The organism is Streptococcus sp. 596553, from assembly GCF_900411395.1.
GTDB classification, from domain to species: Bacteria; Bacillota; Bacilli; order Lactobacillales; family Streptococcaceae; genus Streptococcus; species Streptococcus mitis_BA.
In genome coordinates this window covers 200,846-224,074 of sequence record NZ_OXCQ01000001.1, presented here as the reverse complement: position 1 = coordinate 224,074, position 23,229 = coordinate 200,846, and the positions used below count along the sequence as shown (strand labels likewise).

Annotated in this window: 16 protein-coding genes, 1 tRNA gene and 1 pseudogene; 4 read left to right on the top strand and 14 right to left on the bottom strand. The window is 39.5% G+C overall.

Features of this window, described 5'->3' with window-relative positions; all coding sequences use genetic code 11:
* The first annotated feature begins 306 nt into the window (after nt 1–306).
* Together DSY56_RS01090 and DSY56_RS01085 are read left to right on the top strand one after the other, a co-directional pair.
* A complete protein-coding gene (locus DSY56_RS01090; RefSeq protein ID WP_112443564.1) occupies nt 307–2,580 on the top strand; it encodes a Xaa-Pro dipeptidyl-peptidase in 2,274 nt (757 codons plus the stop codon).
* A gap of 16 nt (nt 2,581–2,596) precedes the next feature.
* The gene (locus DSY56_RS01085) at nt 2,597–3,067 is read left to right on the top strand and encodes an arginine repressor (protein ID WP_112443563.1); all 471 of its coding nucleotides are present in this window, start codon (nt 2,597–2,599) and stop codon (nt 3,065–3,067) included.
* A 116-nt stretch (nt 3,068–3,183) separates the two neighbouring features.
* Here the strand turns inward: DSY56_RS01085 and DSY56_RS11760 are convergent, their stop codons facing one another.
* The 9 genes and pseudogenes from DSY56_RS11760 to DSY56_RS01040 all read right to left on the bottom strand — a co-directional run bounded on the left by DSY56_RS11760 (nt 3,184) and on the right by DSY56_RS01040 (nt 15,214).
* Nucleotides 3,184–3,339 (bottom strand): hypothetical protein, encoded by a 156-nt coding sequence (locus tag DSY56_RS11760; protein WP_160109903.1) that lies wholly within the window; start codon nt 3,337–3,339, stop codon nt 3,184–3,186.
* A 269-nt stretch (nt 3,340–3,608) separates the two neighbouring features.
* Nucleotides 3,609–6,949, bottom strand: a pseudogene (locus DSY56_RS01075) (DEAD/DEAH box helicase family protein).
* Nucleotides 6,950–6,978: 29 nt separating this feature from the next.
* Nucleotides 6,979–8,088, bottom strand: a complete 1,110-nt coding sequence (locus DSY56_RS01070) for a restriction endonuclease subunit S (RefSeq protein ID WP_112443562.1) — start codon at nt 8,086–8,088, stop codon at nt 6,979–6,981.
* 12 nt (nt 8,089–8,100) lie between these two features.
* On the bottom strand, nt 8,101–9,594 hold the full coding sequence (locus DSY56_RS01065; RefSeq protein ID WP_112443561.1) for a type I restriction-modification system subunit M: 1,494 nt from the start codon (nt 9,592–9,594) through the stop codon (nt 8,101–8,103).
* Nucleotides 9,595–9,949: 355 nt separating this feature from the next.
* The gene (locus DSY56_RS01060; RefSeq protein ID WP_112443560.1) at nt 9,950–11,116 is read right to left on the bottom strand and encodes an ATP-grasp domain-containing protein; all 1,167 of its coding nucleotides are present in this window, start codon (nt 11,114–11,116) and stop codon (nt 9,950–9,952) included.
* A 12-nt stretch (nt 11,117–11,128) separates the two neighbouring features.
* Nucleotides 11,129–11,869: an esterase family protein gene (locus DSY56_RS01055; protein WP_033683867.1), complete on the bottom strand. Its 741-nt coding sequence runs from the start codon at nt 11,867–11,869 to the stop codon at nt 11,129–11,131.
* An 18-nt stretch (nt 11,870–11,887) separates the two neighbouring features.
* Nucleotides 11,888–12,712, bottom strand: coding sequence for an alpha/beta hydrolase (locus DSY56_RS01050; protein WP_112443559.1), 825 nt, complete (start codon nt 12,710–12,712; stop codon nt 11,888–11,890).
* Between the two features lie 136 nt (nt 12,713–12,848).
* Nucleotides 12,849–14,063 carry a tRNA uracil 4-sulfurtransferase ThiI gene (gene thiI / locus DSY56_RS01045; protein WP_112443558.1) on the bottom strand — a complete coding sequence of 405 codons (1,215 nt, stop codon included), beginning with the start codon at nt 14,061–14,063 and terminating at the stop codon, nt 12,849–12,851.
* An 8-nt stretch (nt 14,064–14,071) separates the two neighbouring features.
* Nucleotides 14,072–15,214 (bottom strand): cysteine desulfurase family protein, encoded by a 1,143-nt coding sequence (locus DSY56_RS01040; RefSeq protein WP_112443557.1) that lies wholly within the window; start codon nt 15,212–15,214, stop codon nt 14,072–14,074.
* Nucleotides 15,215–15,352: 138 nt separating this feature from the next.
* Here DSY56_RS01040 and DSY56_RS01035 point away from each other — a divergent pair, with 138 nt between their 5' ends.
* Nucleotides 15,353–15,778, top strand: coding sequence for a DUF6556 family protein (locus DSY56_RS01035; protein WP_112443556.1), 426 nt, complete (start codon nt 15,353–15,355; stop codon nt 15,776–15,778).
* A 197-nt stretch (nt 15,779–15,975) separates the two neighbouring features.
* Here the strand turns inward: DSY56_RS01035 and DSY56_RS01030 are convergent, their stop codons facing one another.
* The 5 genes from DSY56_RS01030 to DSY56_RS01010 all read right to left on the bottom strand — a co-directional run bounded on the left by DSY56_RS01030 (nt 15,976) and on the right by DSY56_RS01010 (nt 22,926).
* A complete protein-coding gene (locus DSY56_RS01030) occupies nt 15,976–18,279 on the bottom strand; it encodes a DNA translocase FtsK (RefSeq protein WP_112443555.1) in 2,304 nt (767 codons plus the stop codon).
* A 138-nt stretch (nt 18,280–18,417) separates the two neighbouring features.
* A complete protein-coding gene (locus DSY56_RS01025; protein ID WP_112443554.1) occupies nt 18,418–19,197 on the bottom strand; it encodes a hypothetical protein in 780 nt (259 codons plus the stop codon).
* 131 nt (nt 19,198–19,328) lie between these two features.
* The gene (locus tag DSY56_RS01020; RefSeq protein ID WP_112443553.1) at nt 19,329–21,281 is read right to left on the bottom strand and encodes a fructose-specific PTS transporter subunit EIIC; all 1,953 of its coding nucleotides are present in this window, start codon (nt 21,279–21,281) and stop codon (nt 19,329–19,331) included.
* Nucleotides 21,278–22,189 carry a 1-phosphofructokinase gene (gene pfkB, locus DSY56_RS01015; protein ID WP_112443552.1) on the bottom strand — a complete coding sequence of 304 codons (912 nt, stop codon included), beginning with the start codon at nt 22,187–22,189 and terminating at the stop codon, nt 21,278–21,280. The genes DSY56_RS01020 and pfkB overlap by 4 nt, the downstream gene beginning before the upstream one ends.
* Nucleotides 22,186–22,926 carry a DeoR family transcriptional regulator gene (locus DSY56_RS01010; RefSeq protein ID WP_112443551.1) on the bottom strand — a complete coding sequence of 247 codons (741 nt, stop codon included), beginning with the start codon at nt 22,924–22,926 and terminating at the stop codon, nt 22,186–22,188. Before DSY56_RS01010 ends, pfkB begins: the two co-directional genes overlap by 4 nt.
* Nucleotides 22,927–23,087: 161 nt before the next feature.
* Here DSY56_RS01010 and DSY56_RS01005 point away from each other — a divergent pair.
* Nucleotides 23,088–23,175, top strand: a tRNA-Ser gene (locus DSY56_RS01005).
* Nucleotides 23,176–23,229 lie beyond the last annotated feature (54 nt).

Here is a 23,229-nt window from a genome sequence, read left to right as displayed (position 1 = left end):
TTTTCACCTATAAAAGGCTGCTCTTGAGAAAAATTTCATCAGCTTAGTAATTTACTTTCTATTCATTTGTATTTTTGTCATCGTTTTTTATATTTATACTATATTATATATAAAATAGAAAACATATAATATAAATCTCCTAGAATTTTTATATTATATCTATTATGTCTATTGTTACACTGTTCTCTATGTTGAATTTAGTACTTTATTCATTTTTATTGGATTATTTCCTTTTGCAGTTAACAATTCCCTTTCTGCTTTTTTTTTGATATAATAACCTTAACTATCATTCTATATGGAGGTTCTATGCGTTTTAATCAATATAGTTATATCACTTTTCCAAAAGAAAATATCTTATCTGAACTAAAAAAATGTGGCTTTGATTTACAAAACACAGCCAATCCCAAGGAATTACTGGAAACTTTTTTACGTCGCTTATTTTTCACTTATGAGAACACCGACTATCCACTCTTCTGCTTGGCTGTAGATAAAGAAACTAACATATTAACTTTTTTCAAATCTGACAAAGACTTGACAGCAGATATTTTTTATACTGTCTCCTTTCAACTTTTAGGCTTTTCTTATTTGATTGACTTTGAAGACAGTGAAGCGTTTCGTAAAGAAACTGGATTTCCCATTATATATGGTGACTTGATTGAAAATCTTTATCAGTTACTCAATACTCGCACCAAAAAGGGAAATACTCTTATCGACCAACTTGTTAGTGATGGTCTTATTCCGGAGGATAATGACTACCACTACTTTAACGGCAAGAGTTTAGCAACTTTTTCCAGCCATGATGTTATTCGAGAAGTGGTCTACGTTGAGTCTCGTGTCGATACTGACCAAAAAGGGCTACCAGACTTAGTCAAGGTTAGCATTATTCGTCCACGTTATGAGGGGCAAATCCCTGCCATCATGACAGCCAGTCCTTATCATCAGGGAACAAATGACAAGGCTAGTGACAAGGCTCTCTACAAGATGGAGGGCGAGCTTGAGGTTAAACCTGCTCATAAGATTGAACTAGAGGAACCTCAACTCAATCTCGTCCAACCTCAAGGTCAAGCTGATCTTGTGGCTGAAGCTGAGGAAAAGCTAAGTCACATCAACTCTAGCTATACACTCAACGACTACTTCCTTCCACGAGGTTTTGCTAATCTCTATGTGTCAGGTGTTGGTACCAAAGACTCTACTGGTTTCATAACTAACGGAGACTACCAACAAATCGAAGCTTATAAAAATGTCATCGACTGGCTCAATGGTCGTTGCCGTGCCTTTACCGACCACACGCGCCAGCGTCAAGTCAAGGCTGACTGGTCAAATGGAAAAGTAGCCACAACTGGACTTTCCTATCTTGGAACCATGTCCAATGGACTTGCGACTACAGGCGTCGATGGTTTAGAGGTTATCATCGCTGAGGCTGGCATTTCTTCATGGTACAATTACTATCGTGAAAACGGTCTGGTAACTAGCCCAGGTGGTTATCCAGGTGAGGACTTTGACTCCCTTGCTGAACTAACCTACTCTCGTAATCTCTTGGCTGGCGACTATATCCGTGGCAATGAAGCTCACCAAGCTGACTTAGAAAAAGTAAAAGAACAACTGGATCGCAAGACTGGGGACTACAATCAGTTTTGGCATGACCGCAATTATCTGCTCAATGCTCATAAAGTAAAGGCAGAGGTTGTCTTTACCCATGGTTCTCAGGATTGGAATGTTAAACCACTTCATGTTTACCAGATGTTCCATGCTCTTCCTACTTATATACACAAGCATCTCTTTTTCCATAATGGGGCCCATGTTTACATGAACAACTGGCAGTCCATTGACTTCCGTGAGTCCATGAATGCTTTGTTGACAAAGAAATTACTGGGACAAGATACAGATTTCCAACTTCCTACTCTTATCTGGCAGGACAATACAGCCCCTCAGACTTGGTTATCACTTGATACCTTCGGTGAGCAAGATAACTTTGAAACCTTCTCACTTGGTCAAGAAGAGCAAGCTATTCAAAACCAGTACCCAGATAAGGATTTTGAGCGCTATGGTAAAACCTACCAAACCTTCAATACAGAACTCTATCAAGGGAAAACAAATCAAATTACTATTGACCTTCCTGTGACCAAAGATCTTCACTTGAACGGTCGCGCTCAGCTTAATCTTCGTATCAAATCCAGTACAAACAAGGGGCTCTTATCAGCCCAACTACTGGAACTTGGTCAAAAGAAATACCTACAATCTTATCCAGCTATTTTAAGTGCTAAAACCATTGATAATGGACGCTACCACATGTTGGAAAATCTCTGTGAACTGCCATTTAGAGCAGATGCACAACGAGTCGTGACAAAAGGCTACCTTAATTTACAAAATAGAACTGATCTACTGTTAGTAGAGGATATTACAGCAGATGAATGGATGGATGTGCAATTTGAACTACAACCTACTATTTACAAGTTAAAAGAAGGAGATACTCTTCGTTTAGTCCTCTATACGACTGACTTTGAAATCACCATACGTGACAATACCGACTACCACTTGACTGTCGACCTCACTCAGTCCACGCTTACCATACCTTGCTAAAAGGAGTTACATTATTATGAATAAATCAGAACACCGCCACCAACTCATACGCGCTCTTGTTGCAAAAAACAAGATTCATACACAGGCTGAGTTGCAAGCCCTTCTTGCTGATAACGACATTCAAGTTACCCAGGCAACTCTCTCACGCGACATCAAAAATATGAACCTATCAAAAGTCCGCGAAGAAGATAACGCTTATTATGTTCTTAATAATGGTTCCATCTCAAAATGGGAAAAACGTTTGGAAAACTATATGGAAGATGCCCTCATCATGTTGCGACCTATTCAGCACCAAGTCCTACTCAAAACTCTTCCTGGTCTAGCACAATCGTTCGCTACAATTATTGATGCTCTTGATTTCCAATATATTATCGCAACCCTTTGTGGTGATGATGTTTGCCTTATCATCTGTGAAGATGCAGATGCTGCTCAAAAGTGCTTTGAAGAACTGAAAAAATTCGCCCCACCATTTTTCTTTGAAGAATAATAAATGACTACAACTAACAATTATGCTTTAAAAAAAACTGGTAGAAAGTCTTTAACATCAGAAAACGCATAGTATCAAGTGTTGAAAACCCTTGATACTATGCGTTTTGCTTTATCCTAGGAAGATTTATACTCTTCGAAAATCTCTTCAATCCGCGTCAACGTCGCCTTGCTGTAGGTATGGTTACTGACTTCGTCAGTTTCATCTACAACCTCAAAACAGTGTTTTGAGCAGCCTGCAGCTAGTTTCCTAGTTTGATCTTTGATTTTCATTGAGTATTCCTTCATTTTCTCCTGCAATTGAATTCTTGCCCGGCTTTTTGTTTTCTATTTCTTTAAAATCAAAATAGCTCTTTTATAATAACTCAATCAACAAATATCGTAGTACAAGTATCTACTTTGAAATTTATCAGCCACTTAACAACTGATACTGTATTCTAGGAAAACGATGACATTCTTCCTAATAAAACTTCTCATATATAGCATAAATTTCTACTCTTTTTAATTTTAAATGAGTCTCAGCATGGCAATCACTTTAGAATTTAAGCTACTTCTTCAGCTCGATCATTGATGAGCTCAATGGTTTGAACAATATTACGAAGTACTGGTAGTTGGTGTTGAAAGAGTAGTTGAACAGATCCATAAGATTTAAACGGCTCTTGCGTTAACACTTTCGTCTCTAAAAAACCATTTTCTACAATGTAGTCTACAATCAATTTTACAAATGAAATCTGCCTAGCATTAAGGTTCTCATCCGACAAAAATTTAGAAAAAATACGATTGGCAGACTCTCTATCTAAGCCAATAATCTCACGCACCAATCTCGGAATTGCCTTATTTTCATAATGATTTTGGTAGTCTGCTTTGCTACCTAATTTTTCCCAGAGCAATTTTTCAAGTGCAAGCATATCATCAGATGTCAACTTTTTATTATGGTATAGCTTAGAAATGGACTCCTCATCCAGATGAGTTTTCAAATAATGCTCAACTTTTTCATTATAAGATCGAAGATCGTTGACCTGCAAAAATGCTGTGGTCTCGTGAACAGTAGAGAGTATACGATCTTCAAAGTTAACATAGTAGGGTTTACGGTCTGTTTTATCCAAAAACTGTAATAAATCTCGAATAGCAAGACGAATTTTTTCCAAATCAGACAAGCTAACTTCTTTCCAAAATTCAGGCTCCTGTACTTTCCTGATAATTTCAGCCTGCTCAAAAACCTGCGGAATATTACCAATAGCAGAAAGAGCTCTAGCCGTCTTCATCACTTGGGAAATATGAACAGTGGAAGATTTAGCTGTCAGTTGCCCCAACTGAATATGAAGTAAGCACAAATCAAATCTCCTCGCCATCTCATCTTCTTTATCTTCATCAAATAAAAGCGGAGAGAGATTGTTTTGAATGGTTTCACTTGTAACAGCAGTTAGATTCTGCCAACTTTCCAATTTCCTATAGCTATAAACTGTATCTAAAACCATACGAACCCTGAAGTCCAACTCATTTAAGCTCTCTATACGACCTTGAAGTTCTGAAACAAGCTCCTGACGGTATGCTCTCGCAAACTGATCTTCTTGGTATTGGAGTCCCTGAAGTTCTCGAATCAAGTCCACTTTGATATTAAATAAACGCTGAGTCAGCGAAACAATGTGACGACCCTCTCCATCTCTTGGATCTGCACGAAAATAATCAAAATTGTCCCCATAATCAAATACCAAGAAGTTTTCCTTATCCTGCTCAGGTCCAAATAAATCTTTACATAGACGGGTTCCTCGACCAATCATCTGCCAAAACTTAGTTTTAGAGCGTACTTTCTTGAAGAAGACTAAATTAACAACCTCTGGTACATCAATACCTGTATCTAACATATCGACAGAAATCGCAATTTGAGGATACTTCTCCTTAATTTTAAAATCATCAATCACGGTCTGATAATGCTTAATACTATAATCAATTACCTGAGCATAATCGCTCCCTTTTTCAGGATAGCGGTTGTAAAAAATACCTCTGATATATTCCGCATGATCATGATTTTTAGCAAAAATAATAGTTTTACCAATTTCGTCACCCGAGGCTGTCTGAATTCCTCTTGTCATGAGTTCATTTAAAACAATTTCTACTGTACTTTTATTGAAAATAAAGGAATTAAACACACTCCCATCAATATCTTTTTCACAGCTATCGTCTTCAAATTTGCTATCAAAATGTTCCTTTTCTTCTTCAGACAAATCATCATAATGTAGACCATCCGTAGGTAGTTTCAGTTTGGTTTCGATAGAATGATAGGCTACTAAATATCCGTCTTTAACAGCCTCTTCCAAATCATATGCATATGTTGGAACCCCATTCTCCAAATTAAAGAATCCATAGGTGTTTTTATCTAAATCTTGACGCGGAGTAGCTGTTAAGCCTACAATCCTTGCATCAAAATAATCAAAAATGGACTTGTATTTCTGATAAATAGAACGGTGAGATTCGTCAATTATGATAAGGTCAAAATGCCCAACAGTGAAAGGGCGTTGATTTACTTCTTCTTGACCACTAATCGCTCCAATCATGGTCGGATAAGTTGAAAAGACCATGCGACTTGATTGAGCTCCTTCTTTATCTTCTAAGAAGTTACAAACGGAAAGATCCGGGAGTAATTTTCTAAACGAATCATATGCTTGCTTAACCAAGGAAGTTCTATCGGCTAAGAAGAGAACGTTTTTCACCCAGTTATGACGTGATAAGATATCAACTAGAGAAACTGCTGTACGAGTTTTCCCAGCCCCAGTTGCCATAACCAAAAGTGCCTGTCTACGATGATTAGAGAAAGCTTCACAAACGCTTGCAATCGCATGTTTTTGGTAGTGACGCCCGGAAATATCGTCCCTAATTTTACTAGAAATATCCTCAAGTGGTTTTTGAAGATGACGTCTATCCATCACTAATTGCAACTCTTCTTGAGAGTAAAAGCCTGCAATCTGGCGGCGGTTCGGACCATCAAGTATATAGTGCTTCAACCCATTTGTAATAAAACAAATTGGCTGATAGCCGATATGTTTCTCCAGAGCTTCAGCATATTCTTTGACCTGTACTTCCCCTACTTCTGGATTGACAGAGGCTTTTTTAGCCTCCACAATCGCTAAAATTTTCCCATTTTTACCATATCACAATAACCAATTCCTGAACCGTGCTTGAGACCATCAACGGCTATCTCAACACGACAGTTTTCTTCAAATATCCATCCTGCTAAACGGAGATCGATATCAATAAAGAGCTTTCTTGTCTCTGCCTCAGATAATTGATCAATATGGAAAGGCACATCTTGCCGTTGCGCTGCAGTCTCACGTTTTTCAGTATAAGTCTCTTGAACTTCTACGGACTGAGCAGCCATCTGTTCATGAAAATCAGGCAGTTCTGGTAAACTGTCTTGTAACTTTATCATAGATTGTGGAGTTTCTCGGTATTTGATGTTTGCTGAAAGTGGTAAGCACTTCTCATCAAAATAACGCTCCACAAACTCATTGCTGTAACAATAATCGATAAAATTAACAAACTGATACAAATGATGCAAAGCTAAAATCGCTTCTCGTTCCTTAATTTCACCACCATGAGCAGCATGGTTTCCCCACCGAATCAACAGAACTATCTGCTTGTGGAGTTCAGAATCTACGATATCCCTAAAATCATCATCCCATACTAAAGAAGATAGAGTAGCACGATAGGGAGCTTCTAAATATGAATCGTGACTATATATCCAATGGACAGCCTGCTCTAAAGCACGACGCGCCATAAAGGCAGTAGCCACAGTTGATGTAGCAATCATATTCTCAGCTTCAATGCAAGGTTTTGAAAAAGATTCATATTCGTCATTTTTTAAAAGAAAGCTAAAATTTCCCATTTTTTTCTCACTTTAAACAAATAGTTTAGCTATATTATACTAAATTTCAAGCTATTTCTCCACACTTTTATAGCTATCTCACAAGCAAATTGTGATTTGTCGACCAGGGCTACAAAGTCTGCGAACTCATTTTGGAGGGCTAGAGGGGGGAGGGGGATGGAAATATTTTGTAATTCTTTTGCATTTATATTAGCTTGATTAACAGCACCTTTCGCGATGTTCCTTAGAAACTTCTTTGTACTAGGAAAATTTAAAAATTCAGAGAGGTATCTAGGATTTAAAATATTATTCTTTGTTCTGATACGAATAATATAACCTGCAATAACCATATCATAATCTAATTCATAGATACATGTTTTCCCAACTAATTCCAGACTATTTGTACGATTAAATAGTACATCCCCTTTTCTTACAACATACTTTTCTAAGTCCTCCTCTGGAATATCTATATGTTTTAAATTCTGTATGTTTAACTGACCACCTTCAGTTATATTATTCATTCTTAAATATCCGTATTTACCGTTAAGAGTAGCCGGTAAACTCGTCCCATATCGGACTTCTTCAACTAATTCTCCAAGTCTTTTTAATGGAAAGTTTCTTAGCATAAACATCTCGTTAAATCGGGATTTGACGAACAAGTTTAGTTCATCTAACTGCAATTTTCTTTTAGTAGTAAGCCTTTTAATCGTATTAAGAATACAGATAATGTTCTCTTGTTCTTCGATACCTAGCAATTCTAGTTGTAAATCAAGTAATATATTCTTGTTTAAATGAGGAATTGTTGCACCTGTTGAATGATCTCGTAAATACTGCGATTTACTTTCCAAAAAGACTCCCAAGTAATCTGATATAATTTTTTCTTTGTATCGCTCATTCTTTTTTAAGACCGTAATTGTACTACCAACAGCTCCCGATAATCCATAACCAACTGTTCCTGCATTAGCTCCATCCCATGCTATCAGAATATCATCTGGGAGTGCTTCAGTCATATTTAAACTTTCAGTGAATTTTAAATTATTATTATTTCTTAAATCATCTATTTGAATATAACGTTGGCTTAGAGTTGTTTGTTCAGCAAGTACAGTGGCTTTCTTGCCTTTTTTTAGAGATAAGACTTCCCCCAACTTCACTTTTTTCATACAGCCACCTCCCTACTTGAGTAATTTTTCTAATTCAGCCAAGCCAGCTTGAATTTCTTTTTCTAAATCATTGATTTTCTTTAAGATGACCTCTGTTGGTTCATACACAACTTTTTCATACTCAATCTCTTTATATTTATTGATAGACAAATCATAATCATTTTCCTTTATCTCATCAACTGTAACAAAGAAAGATTGATCCGTTCTCTGACGTTCTGCTTCTTTTTCAAGATGATGAAAGCGTTCGATAATATCTGGAATATCATTGTCGCTAATCGGTTGTCGCTTATCATCCAAACTTAAACCATCCGCTTTCATATCGTAAAACCAGACCTTGTCAGTACCACCATTGCCAGTTTTTGTAAAGATGAGAATGGCAGTTGAAACTCCAGCATAAGGCTTGAAAACACCACTAGGCATTGAGATTACAGCATCAAGCTTATGATTCTCTACAATTTCCTGACGAATTCCTTTATGAGCTTTCGACGAACCAAAAAGGACACCATCAGGTACGATAACTGCTGCTCGTCCACCTGGTTTTAAAGTTCGCAAGAAAAGAGAAAGAAAGAGTAATTCTGTTTTTTTGGTTTTTACGGTTGCAAGAAGGTCATTAGAGGTTGAATTGTAGTCAAGTGAGCCCTTAAAAGGAGGATTTGCTAAAACCAAAGTATATTTATCGGCTTCTTCATTATCTTGAGACAGCGAGTCAAGGTAACTGATTTGTGGATTTTCTACTCCATGTAGCATCATGTTCATCGCCCCAAGTCTCAACATAGTCGTATCCGTATCATTTCCATGAAACATCTGATTATGAAAATGATTGATATTATCTGTATTGGTTTCCCATTCATCTTTCTTACGCTTTAAGTAACGGCTAGCAGATACTAAGAAGCCAGCAGAACCCATAGCGGGATCTGAGATGATATCTTTAATGGTCGGTTGCATCAACTCAACCATCATATCGATGATGTGACGAGGTGTACGGAACTGTCCATTTTTACCTGCGGTCGACAATTTTGATAACAGATATTCATAGATATCTCCGATATCAGTAATACTTTGTTTGTCATTATCAAAATCTATATTTAATCCCCTAGTTGGAAAAACATCTAAGATAGAAATTGCCTTTTGAAGCGTAGCAGGTTTATTTATTTGAAAAATAGCTTCTCGCATATATCGTGAAAAGGCTGTATCATCTGTATCCCCCTTGAGATTTTTAATAAACGGAAAAATCTCCTGAGTCATTAAACGATAAACTTCCTGAGCATCTCCTATATTTTTAAAAGTTGACCAACGGTATTCAGGTTTATCTTTTGGAAAAACTCCCTCATAAGGAATCCCTAAAAATTCAGCATCACTTTCACGTCCAAGTTCGACACTATCCAAATCTTTCATAAATAAGAGATAAGTCAACTGTTCAATATTTGTTAAAGGATTTGCATTTCCTTCTGTCCAAAGAATTTCCCACAGCTGATCGATTTTATTTTTTAATTCGCCTGTAATCATATCTTCCCTTTTCTTTAGTTTTTAAAACTTAGTAATATCATTATTTTATCAGATTTCAAACAAAGCTTCAATTAACTATATCTAGGCCTCACCTGAATATTTTAATAGACTTGTTTAGTATCTTGAAAACTATATCGTATAGGTGTCGTCATGGATCCTTTTAGCTGATTTACGGATACGAAAGCACAATACTATGACTCAATTGAAGTATTAAAATTCAATTTCTGACCACCTAATCCTGCTTCAAATAGTTATCGAACAAGTTTTATGATAGCTACCTTGTTAGGATGCTCTTATTTTTTATCAGACAAAACAAAAGGATTAAGGGAGTGAATTTCCTTAATCCTTTAGTCTCTCAAGCCTGACGCTGACCAAAGTCCTTAATCATCTGCTCCATTTCTTGTCGACTAGGAGTTGTCAGCATATAAAGGTAATCTCCTTGAAGTTCTGCGAAGGCCGCTGGCATGATTTTTTTAACCTTGAACTGCTGGCTATATTTGGCAAGCAAGTCCTCCTCAGAATAGACATAGTGAGCATTTGCACGGCGAGAAGTAGCCAAACAATACTGCGGTTCAAACTCTGACACTGGGAACTCTTCTCCCGCGACAATAGCCGCATAGCCACGATAGAGGTCCAAGGAATGGGCAAAATTATAAACATCAATTGTAAAACCACCTGCAGGACGGTTATTGTACTCAATGGCAATGTAGTCGTCCCCGTCACGGAAGAACTCAATATGGAAGAACCGTTCTCTCATACCAAATTCTTTGACAATTGCCTCACCATATTTACGTAATTTAGGATCCATATCCTTGAGAACGTAATAAGAATTGTCCATCTTGTAAATCATGAGATCAAGCGGTGTATAGGCGTAGTCAAAGGTTGTTGAGAAGACAATTTTACCATCCTTGTCCACAAGACCATCAAAGGTACAAATTTCGCTAGAGGTGACAAATTTCTCAAAGAAATAAACAGTTGAATGATCCCACTCAGTCTTGAAGTGATTGATATCATCTTCTGTCTCAAGCTTAAAGGTTGCGGCTGCTCCCACTCCATTGTCAGGTTTGGCAATCATTGGAAGGCCGATTTCTTTCACTACTTGATCAACATCTGCTTCCGTCTTGATAACAGCTCCAGGGACCACAGGGATACCTGCTTTTTTGAAAAGCTTCTTCATTTCAGACTTAAATTTCGTCTTTTTGAGATCCTCTGGTTTGGCACCAAAAACATTGAATTGTTCTCTGAGTGTTGCATCCAACTCAAGCCAGTATTCATTGTGGGATTCAATACGGTCAATCGGGCCATGTTTATAAAAGAGAAAAGCAACTGCACGTTTGACTTCGTCTATGTTCTCAAGATTGTCTACACGGAAATACTCGGTCAGGCTATTGCGTAAAGGTTCATCCAATTGCTCGTATGGTTCTTGACCAATTCCCAATACTGTGATGCCTTTATTAGCTAGCTCAATTGTAAACTGTTGAAAATTTTGCGGATAGTAGGGAGAAATAACAAGGTAATTCATAGGTAACTCCTTTTATAAATAGAGATTTCCAAGGAAATAAGGCATTTGTTTGCGCCACCATTCCCAGTCGTGGGCGACATCGTGTCCCCATTCAGCAAACCAGGCTGGAATTTGTTTCTGGTCAAAGGCTTCTTTAAGCTTGTAGAAGGATGGCAAACCGTCTTGTTCCCAGGCTCCAAGACCCGTACACAGCACAATCTCTGCCTGACGGTAACGATCAATAAACCAGCCGTCGTTCTGATTCCAGATATAATCTACTGGCGAGTTTTGGTAAATAGCATCGTCGTTATAGTAATCGCCGACAAAGAAACGTGCGTCGTAAACACCACTGAGAGCAATCACTTTGGTAAATACATCTGGATGCTGAAGGAAGAAATTGAGTGCATGGTAGGCACCCATTGAGCAACCTGTCGTCATCATGCCATCAAACCAACCTGTCTTGTGCTTGATAAAAGGAATGGCCTCCTCAATCACATAGCGCTCATAGGCACGATGCATCTCCGCTTGGTCGTGACCGTTTTTCCAAGTGGCCAACCAGCTCTCACTGTCTACACTGGATAGGGTAAAGAACTGAACACGGCCTTCCTCGATAAAGGAAGCACAAGCATCAATCATGCCAAAATCATAGTATTCATTGTGACTACCACCTGATGAAGCAAAGACCACAACTGGAATCCCAGCATGACCATAACGGTTAAGGTACATTTCACGGTTAAGATTGCCACTCCAGTGGCTAAGATGTTCAATATGCATATTTTCTCCTTTCTTACTTTACCAGTTTTCTGCAAAAAATCTCAGACAGTCTGGTAAATTCTCCGACCAAGGAATTTCACTATGGATGGCACCAGACTGAACTTTCAAAACAAGATTGCCCAAGTGTACTCCCCCTGCTATCAAATCATGGTAATAGCGAAGCGATGAGTCGATATAGGCTTGTTTGATATTGCCAGCCATCAAGGTCTTGTCTGTATCATCCGCTTCTTCCGTTCCCACATAGATGAAGATGCGCTGGTCAGGCGATAGTTGCTGACGCTCGATATAGCGGTTAAAGGCTTCTTGGTGGAGCCAGTTGGCAGATGAAAAGACGCCCAAGCAACCAATTTGGTCTTGGTATTCCAAACCGATAAACTGGGTAATATTGCCTCCTAGTGAGGAACCAATCATAGCTGTATGCTGGTGGTCTGCTTTTGTACGATAAGTTTCATCGATAAAAGGCTTAACCACCTCCATGACAAACTCGGCATACTCCACACCCTTGCCGCCAAATTGCTGCCCTGGAATAGGAGATTCTTGGAACTTCCAAGCCGCATACTCATTCATCCGCCCCATACCATCATTATCAATAGCAACGACAATCATGCGACTGATATCAGGATTACGCTTAATAGCTGGAATAATCTTCCATGAATGACCAATGAAAGACTCCTTGCTATAAAAAACATTTTGCCCGTCATGAAAGTATACAACAGGATAGGAACGATCCGTGTCTTTCTCATAATCTTTAGGAAGAAGAACACGCACACGGCGTTCCTTACCTGTATAAGGAACCTTGAGTTTGTGTTCTTTCATTTTTAAATAAAAGTAAGATTGATTCATTGTCAGAAAACTCTCTATATTCAAAATTTTATTTTATTATATCACAATTATAGAAAAAAAGTTAGTTTTGCTTCCACTTTTGGAATTAAAAACTAACTTTTTCATCTATTTTTCTAAATTCTTCTGGATTTTCTGATTAGAGAAGATTGTCAATCAAGTCATCCACTTCATCTTTTTCAGCCTGCGGTGTAATCTCAGTAATCATGATTCCAGCCACAGCTCGCTCAACTAAACCTTCAACATCCATACGTGCTTCATACTGCTCTGCATTCTTAATCTTAGGATTGGTCTTAGGACGATCTGGCGCAAAAATCGTACAACAGTCTTCAAACGGTTGAATTGAAATGTCAAAGGTATCGATTTCCTGAGCAATGTCAATGATTTCCAACTTATCCATTGTCACAACTGGACGAATAATTGGAGTGTTGGTCACAGCGTTAATAGCCTGCATGCTTTCAAGAGTTTGGCTAGCGACTTGACCAAGACTTTCCCCATTGATAATAACCAAACCATTTCGTACCTCACGAATACGGTCGGTAATCCGCATCATAAAGCGACGCGTCAAGGTCATGAGATAGGCTTCTGGCGCCTTAGCCTTGATTTCCTCTTGAATCTCAGTGAAAGGCACCTCGATAAACTGAATATTTCCCCCAAACTTGGTTAATTTACGGGTCAAATCTTGGGCTTTTTTAAGAGCACCAGGACTCGTGTAAGGTGGGCTGGCAAAGTGAACTGCCTCTATATCTACCCCTCGTTTAAGCGCTAGATAGCCAGCTACAGGGGAATCGATTCCCCCTGACAACATGAGCATGCCCTTACCAGAAGTTCCCACTGGTAATCCACCTGCCCCTCGAACGGTTTCATAAGAAATATAAGCAGCTTCTTCACGAATCTCCACCTGAAGATTGATGTCAGGACTTTTCATTTGAGCTTGCACATTTGGAATAGCTTCAAAAACAGCTCCTCCAAGAGTTTGGTTGAGTTCACGACTGTCGAGTTCAAAGTTGTGGTCGCTACGCTTGCTAGAAATCTTAAAGGTCATACCTTCCTTGTAGATGTCCTGCATAATCTCTTGGACAGAAGACTTCAAAACTTCTACAGATTTTTCAACCTTATAAACAGGGGAAAAGTTTTGAATTCCAAAGACTTGCTTAAGTGATTCTGCAACTGCTGTGTAATCTGCTCCATTGAGGTAAGCATGGGCACGGTCGCGATCTGCCGTTACCTTAACTTGGGGATAGATAGACAAAACGTCTGAAATATTATTGCGAAGTTTATTGATGAAACGCATACGATTTTTACCCTTGGTTGACAGCTCACCGTAGCGAATCATAATTTCTGAATACTGCATGAATGCTCCTATCTTACTTTTCTAGTTTGGTTGTAAATTAATTTTAACTTGGTCAAAAACTGCTCGACCTGACTCATATCATTATCAAGGTCTAGACTAAGACGCACAGCTGACTGGGCCTTATCTTTATCCACTCCCATTGCAATCAAGGTGCCTGCAGGTTTCCCAGCCTTGGACGAACAAGCTGAGGTCGTTGAGATGAAAATATCATAGTCTTCAAAAGCATGAACGATGACTTCACCACGAACACCCTTGATTCCAAAAGTCAGGATATGAGGGGCAAAGTCTTCCTCATCTGAAAAGACAAATATATCTGGATAATCTAAAAGAGCTTGGCGAATCACTGCCTTCATCTGTCCTGTCTTACTAGTAAAGAAATCTAGCTTTTCCATAGACAAACGGAGAGCCTTGGCTGTCGCTGCAATCCCTGCCACATTTTCAGTTGTCGAGCGATAATCACGCTCCTGACCACCACCTGTTAAAAGAGGCTTAATCTTCTTGCCAGACTTGATATAGACAAATCCAACACCTCGAACTCCGTGAAACTTGTGACTAGAGAAGGTCGCGAAATCCACTCGTTCTGTCAGATATTTTTCAGTAGGAATCTTGGCAAGTGCCTGAACCGCATCGACATGAAAGGAAATAGTCGGCTTGTCTGCTAACAGTTCTGAAATAGCCTCAATGGGCTGAACAGAGCCGATTTCATTGTTAACTGCCATGATGGAAACGAGGGTCGTCTCTGGTCGTATCAAATCTGCTAGCGCCTCAACATCGACAAATCCTTTCTCATCTACTGGAGCCAAATCCACTTCAAATCCTTGACTTTTCAGCCAGAGGGCTGATTCCTTAACTGCTGGATGTTCAACGGCTGATACAATGATGTGCTTGCCAAACCGAGCTTTTTCAAAGGCCACACCCTTGATGACCCAGTTATCTCCTTCTGTCCCACCAGAAGTAAAGAAGATTTCATCGCTTTTCTTACCGATTAAATCTGCAATTTGCTGACGGGAAGCATCTAAAATTCGTGTTGCTTGGTCTCCCAAACGATGGAGACTAGATGGATTTCCTAAAATTTTTGAAGCAACCTGCATATAGGTTTCAAGTGCTTCAGGATAGGGCTTGGTCGTCGCCGAATTATCAAAGTAAATCATGTTTTCTCACGCTTTCTAAAATCACTTCTTCTATTGTATCATGAAACGGAGCTTGCGACAAGAAAGGGCAATTCCTCTTTTTTTAAGATTTTTTTAAAGAAATGAGGTATAATAAATTTTAATCAAAGGAGAGAATGCATGTCTAATTATCGTAGAACTTCAAAACCAAAAACAGAACACATCAAAAAAGGATTTACTGTCTTTCAAAAAACCGTTGCTACTATCGCTAGTATCCTTGGCTTGATTACCGCAAGTATCACGATCATGAACGCCTTGGATAATAACAAAAATACTAAAAAAGAACCTACGACAAACCAGACGACAACCATTGTCAAAGAAATTCAAAAGGAATCCCCTCAGGAAAATACTAGTCCCAATAAGGAAAATAATACTAGTCAAGAAAAAACACAACAAGAAGAAACGACAAAATCCAGCGTCAAGGAAGAGAAAAAAGAAGAGCAGAAAGCATCAACTCAGGATTCTTCTACTCCTACTCCAAGTAAACCTGCTACTGAAAATGAAAAACAGTCCACTACTCCAACTTCAGAAAACAAAACTCAATGAAAATCAAAGAGCAAACTAGGAAGCTAGCCATAGGCTGCTCAAAACACTGTTTTGAGGTTGTAGATAAGACTGACGAAGTCAGTCACATATATACGGCAAGGCGAAGCTGACGTGGTTTGAAGAGATTTTCGAAGAGTATAAAAGTAATCAATAGCCAGTAAAATAGCTTCCTTCCAAATTTGGAAAGAAGCTATTTTTTATTGCTGCAATACTTTTCTTGGTTTGGTACCTTCAGCTGGACCGATGACACCTGCCATCTCAAGTTCTTCCATGAGGCGGGTCGCACGGTTAAATCCAACTGACAAACGACGCTGAATCATGGATGCGCTGGCTTTCTGGGTCTCAATGACTAAAGCTTTGGCTTCTTCAAAAAGCGGATCTCCACCAGATTCACCATCTGAAAATTCACCTTCATTTTCAGAAACCTCACCTGGATCAAAACTCTCATCGTAGTCCGCATCTGCCTGAGCTTTGATAAAGTTTACGATGCGTTCAACATCATCATCCGAGATAAAGGAGCCTTGGAGACGAACAGGATGATTTTCATCGATTGGTTTAAAGAGCATATCTCCTCGACCAAGTAGTTTCTCAGCTCCATTTTCATCCAAAATCGTACGGGAATCTGTACCTGATGATACCGCAAAAGCCACTCGAGATGGGACATTGGCCTTGATCAGACCAGAAATGACATCAACGGATGGACGCTGAGTTGCAAGAATCATGTGGATACCTGCAGCACGCGCCTTCTGTCCAAGACGGATGATAGCATCTTCCACTTCCTTGCTGGCCACCATCATGAGGTCAGCCAACTCATCCACAATCACGACAATGAGCGGTAACGGAACCTGCTTGTACTCAGACTGGGCATTGAACTCTTCTACCTTGGCATTAAAGCCTGCAATATTCCGAACTCCCACCTTGGCAAAGAGTTCATAACGATTTTCCATTTCATCCACAACCTTTTGCAGGGCCTTGCTAGCCTTGCGTGGATTGGTCACAACTGGAATCAAGAGATGAGGAATGTCATTGTAAACAGACAACTCAACCATCTTGGGGTCCACCATCATAAATTTAACTTGGTCAGGTCTCGCCTTCATGAGGATGCTAGCGATAATGCCGTTAACAGCTACTGACTTCCCTGAACCCGTTGAACCTGCAACTAGCAAGTGGGGCATTTTAGAAAGGTCAAAAGCTCTTGCGGTTCCATTAACAGCCTTCCCTAAAGGAATTTCCAAGAGATTTTCTGCTTTCGTTTGAGATTGTTCCCATAGTTCGCGGAAGGATACAGTCGCAATCTCAGAGTTGGGTACTTCGATTCCAACTAAGGATTTCCCTGGGATAGGTGCTTCGATTCGGACATCCTTGGCAGCTAAGGCTAGAGCGAGGTCATCTGCTAGATTGGAAATGCGATTGACCCGTACACCTACTGCTGGCTTGACTTCATACTTGGTCACTGATGGCCCAATTTCAGCCCGTTCAACTGTTACCTTGATACCAAAGCTAGCAAAGGTTTCTTCTAGGATTTTGATATTTTCCCGGACGATTTTCTTCTCTTTAGACTGATCCTTGGGTTTATCTGGGGCAAAGAGTTGTAAGCTTGGAAGTTTGTATTCGAGGGCTTCTTTGGCTGAAAAATCGACCTGAACATCTTCGTCATCAGAGCCATCTTCCTGTTCAGCGAATTCAAGTTCAGCTTGAGGTAGGATGATTTCTGGTTCCACCCAGTCTTCTTCTGGAAAAGGTGGAGCGTCAAGCACAACATCATCAGTCAGAATTTCACCCGTTTCCATATCAACAGGAGGCAAATCGAGTAAGGCTTTTTCAGCCTCTTCTTGTTCTAATCTAGCCTCCTCCTCAGCCTTTTGGCGAGCTTTTTCTTCTTGTTTGACAAAGCGTTCCTCTTTTCGACGCTCATGTCCTTCTCGCCATTTGGCAAATCCTCTGCTGAAAAATTCAGCAATATCATAAACAGACCAAGGACTGACTAGGAGGGCACCCACTAAAATCAAGATAGAACCAATAAAGTAAGTGCCGATATTTGAAAAGAGAAAGGCGGTTGGAATATAAAGAGCGACCCCAATCAAGCCCCCTCCAGCAAAACTGGTCGTTCGAAAACCAGTCAAATCCGTCACAACCTGAGCCATGGTCCCTTTTAGAACAGACTTGTCCAAACCATATTTCCAAACCAAGTAGGCCTCAAAAATCAAGAGTAAGCCAGCAAATATGGTGAAAAAGCCAGATAAGAGTCCTTCCTGTTTTCGTATCCACTTGAAAAAGAAGAGGTAGATTAATAGGCCGAATATGGCCAGATAAGCTAGGCTACCCACCAGCAAGCGTATTAAATTGTAAAGGGTGATACCTGCAGCCCCTAATTTGAAGGCTGCGAAAATCAATAAAAGTGCGATTCCTAGCGAAATCAACATTCGTTGAATCGCTTCTTTTCTTTCGAGTTCTGCTTTAGACGGTCTCCGTCTTGTTTTACTTGTATTCTTGTTTGCCATTCTTCTATTATACCATATTTCACAGGCATTTCGAAAAGAGAAAAAGACTGCACCAAACGGTCCAATCTTCTTTATCATGATTATATTCAAAGTAATTGTTATTATATTTAAATAAGCAAAGTCTCAAAGTTTAGATTTTTAAGATTTCACTTCGAAATTTGTATTTTTTATTTCTTGTTTTCTATCTATTTCCCTATCCGCAACTTCCCAAACACAATCGAAATGTTTTTCCATCATAGAAATGAAATCTATTTCATCATTATTAGTTTTAAAAAAGTCATCTTTTTTAGTAGTTTTACGTTCACCTATCAACACAAAATTGGTCTCCCAATTATATGGAGGCAGAGTAACTCTTAAAAAAGCCTTTGTCATCTTCATATTTTTCTTTTTTTTATAAACCAACATAAACGGCAAACGATATTGTGTTGAATAATAGCGAATTTCCATTTGTCCACTTTCTATATATTTACTATATTTTTTAGTCACATCTTCAATTTCGATACTAATATTTGTGTCAGACTTTCGCAACCCTTCTTTATCCTCAAGTTTCTCTAAATCTGATAAAAAATTGGTATAGATCTGAGAACACAAAAAACGAATTTTCATTCCATTATTCATAGCATTCTCTAATACAGTTCTATTTTCCGAAAAAAAATCAATACCTGATATAAAAAGTAAATCCAATCTTTTAGTATTTTTACATAACTTTTTAATCTCTCTAGTCGAATGCTTTTTCTTTGCCACTACACCTTTAAATCCATACGATTTCATTTCTTCTGCAATACGAAAATCTCTTGTAATTTTTTTCGTCACTAAGTAACCAAAACCACCGATTATTCCAGAAGCTAATAGAGCTGATAAAATTGATTCTACTATCTTCTTCCAATCCAAATCCAGAATAAATTCAATTATATTCATTTAAAATACTCTCATTATGTTTTTTCATTTCTATGAGTTTTATTTTAGAATATCATTCAAAAACTTGTTTGTCAAATTCTTTAAAAAAGACTGCACCAAACGGTCCAATCTTTTTATTTTCTATCTAATTTTTATGCTTGTGGTTTGCGTAGGTAACCATAAACCACACCACTTACGATTGCTCCTACCAAGACAGAAACGAGGTAAAGAAGAGCATTTGAAGTAAGCGCGATAACGAAGATTCCTCCGTGTGGCGCCATGAGTTTGATACCAGTAAGACCAACGAGGCCACCTGCTACTGCTGAACCAAGAATGAAGCTTGGGATCGCACGAGCTGGGTCAGCAGCTCCAAATGGAATCGCTCCCTCAGTGATAAATGACAAGCCCATGATGATATTTGTCAAACCAGAGTTGCGTTCTTCCTTAGTAAATTTATCTTTGAAAAGAAGAGTTGCGACAAAGATTGCAAGTGGTGGCACCATTCCTCCAGCCATAACTGCTGCCATAGCCACAGAACCACCTGAAGAAACAGTTGCTGCAAGCGTACCTGTACCAAAGACATAAGCTGCTTTATTGACTGGTCCACCCATATCGACAGCCATCATTCCTCCAAGAACGATACCGAGAAGGACAGCTGAACCGCCTCCAAGACCGCCAAGGAAATCATTCATAGCTGTGTTGATTGCTGCCATTGGGATGTTAACAGCTAGCATGACAAATCCAGTCAAGATTGTTCCAAGAAGTGGCAAGAGAAGGATTGATTTAGCACCTTCAAGTGAACGAGGAACTTTAACGTATTTCTTGATAGCAAGAACTAAAGCACCTGCGATAAATCCACCAACAAGGGCACCTAGGAAACCAGATGAGACACCTGCAAGAGTTGAAGTTGCTTCACCACCTGCAGCATAAGGAATTTTACCAAAGGCAAAACCTTCTTTAGCAATAGCACCAGCCACGAAACCTGCTACCAAACCTGGTTTTTCAGCAATAGAGTAGGCAACATAACCTGCAAAGACTGGAAGCATCAAACCAAAGGCAGCTCCACCAATTTTCATGAACATAGAAGCTAGTTCATGGTAGGAACCAAGACTACCAAGGTTTTCATTCGGAACACCCAAAGCACCATCAATCAAGAAGGCAAGGGCAATCATGATACCACCACCGATAACGAATGGCAACATTTGAGAGACACCACTCATCAAGTGTTTGTAGAAGGCACCACCAAGGCTTTGTTTTTCGTTAGAGGCTGTTGCAGCTTTTGCACCATTAGCGGCACGGTAGACTTCAGCATCTCCTGAAAGAGCCAAGTTAATCAACTCTTCTGTCTTACGTATACCGTCAGCAACCGGACGATTGATCAATGGTTTGCCATCGAAACGATCCATTTCAACGGCCTTGTCTGCTGCGATGATAACAGCTTTAGCCTTACGGATATCTTCTGCAGTTAGTTGATTTCCAACACCGCTAGCACCGTTGGTTTCGACCTTAATTCCAACACCCATTTCAGCAGCCACTTTTTGAAGGGCTTCTTGGGCCATGTAAGTGTGGGCAATACCTGTCGTACAAGCTGTAACAGCTACGATAAAGTCACCAGTTTCATTAGCAGGTACTTGAACAGGCTCTTCAGTTTTTTCTGAAGCTTGGTCAAAAAGTTCAATGACTTGGTCAGCTGATGTTACTTGACGAAGTTTATCAGCAAAGCCGTCTTTCATCAAGTATTGAGACAATTCTGCCAAGGCAGCCAAGTGAGTATCATTGGCACCTTCTGGAGCTGCAATCATAAAGAAGAGGTCGGTTGCTTGTCCATCCAAGCTCTCGTAGTCAACACCCTTGTTTGACTTGGCAAAGAGAACTGTCGCTTCTTTGACAGCAGCGTTTTTGCTATGAGGCATAGCGATTCCGTCACCCAAACCTGTAGAAGTCAGAGCTTCACGCGCCAAAATTCCTTCTTTAAAAGTTTCAAAATCTGTCACATAACCGTGGTCTGTCAAGCTTTTAATCATCTCTTCGATGACAGCTGTTTTTTCAGTTGCCTGCAAATCCAGCAACATAACATCTTTTCTCAATAGGTCTTGAATTTTCATCGTTTTTCTACCTCAACTTTTTCATATGTTTCTTTAATAAATTCTGCTGTTGCCAAGTCATCTGAGAAGGTGGTTGCCGTTCCGCAAGCCACTCCCCATTTGAAGGCTTCTACTGCATCTTTAGATTTGACAAATTCACCTGTAAATCCAGCGACCATAGAATCACCAGCCCCAACTGAATTTTTCACTGTTCCCTTGATTGGTTTAGCAAAGTAAGCTCCTTCAGATGTGACAAGAAGTGCACCGTCCCCAGCCATTGAGATAATAACGTTTTGAGCACCTTTAGCCAGTAACTCACGAGCATAGTTCTCGATTTCATCTAAACTTTCGAGTTTAACCCCAAAAATAGCTCCCAGTTCATGATTGTTTGGTTTGACCAAAAGTGGCTGATAGTCCAAACTATCAATCAAGGTCTGTCCTTCAAAGTCACAGACTACTTGCGCACCAGTCTTGCGCGTCAAGGCAATCAAATCCTTGTAGATGACATTGCCTAGATTTTTAGCACTTGAACCAGCAAAGACAACTGTATCTTCTGTAGTCAAACTAGATAAGATAGCTTTCAACTCTTCTAACTGGGCTGGTTCCACATTTGGACCCGTTCCGTTGATTTCTGTCTCTTGGTCTGCTTTTATTTTAACATTGATACGAGTATCTTCTGCCACTTGGACAAAACGCGTCTCGATTTCTTCCTCTGCCAGAGTATCTGTGATAAATTCACCAGTAAAGCCTCCGATAAATCCAGTCGCTGTATTTGGAATATCTAAGCGCTTCAAGACACGACTTACATTGATTCCTTTCCCACCAGCAAACTTATCATCACTGTCCATACGATTGACACTACCGACTTGGACTTGGTCCAGACGGACAATATAGTCAATGGATGGATTGAGTGTGACTGTATAAATCATACTTCTATTACCTCCGTTTTCTCCTTAATAACCTGCAAGAGCTCATGCCCTTGACTTGTGATAACAATAGCGCGTTTGAGTGGTGCTACCTTAGCAAAGCAAGTTTGTCCAATTTTAGACGAATCCACCAAGACGTACGTTTGTTTGGCATTCTCTAAAATAGCACGCTTCACAGCCCCCTCCTCCATATCAGGAGTCGTATAATAGCCATCGTCCACACCATTCATCCCGATAAAGGCACGGTCAAAGTGCAATTGGTTAATCTGGTTAAGAGCAACGCCCCCGATGCTAGCATCTGTCGCCGTCTTGACGCTTCCTCCAACCATGACAGTCGGAATCTGCTTTTCAACCAACTGAGCTGCATGGTGAATCGAATTTGTCACAACAGTAATATTCTTATTGACCAATTCATGAATCAAAAAGGCTGTTGTTGTTCCAGCATCGATAAAGATGACATCTTGTTCCTTGATGAGAGAAGCAGCTTTCTGAGCCAGCAACTTCTTTTCTTGAAGGTTTTTGACAGATTTTTCTTGAATGGTTTCTTCTTCCTGCAAGGAATGGGGCAATTCTGCTCCACCATGCACACGACGAAGCTTGTTTTCAGCTTCCAATTCATCCAAGTCTCTTCGAACCGTTGATTCTGAGGTCTCTAGCAAACTAACTAATTTTTCTAGAGAAACTACATGATGTTGATTTAACTCCTCTAAAATCAGTTGTTTCCGCTCTGTTTTTAACACCGAATCACCTCCTGTTATCGTTTACACTATTCATTCTATCACACTTTCTTTTAAAGTCAAGCATTTTTTATCATTTTCTTTCAAATTCTATCATTTTTCTTATTTTCAGAATTTTTATTGCAAGATAAGAGCCTTTATGGTAGACTATTTGAGTAAGTATTGGAAGATTACTCAAGAGGCTTAAGAGGCCGTGTTGGAAACGCGGTAGGCGTGTAACAGCGTGCGTGGGTTCGAATCCCATGTCTTCCGTTTATTTTAAAAAAGATACCCAAGAAATCTTGGGTATCTTTTTTCTTATATGCT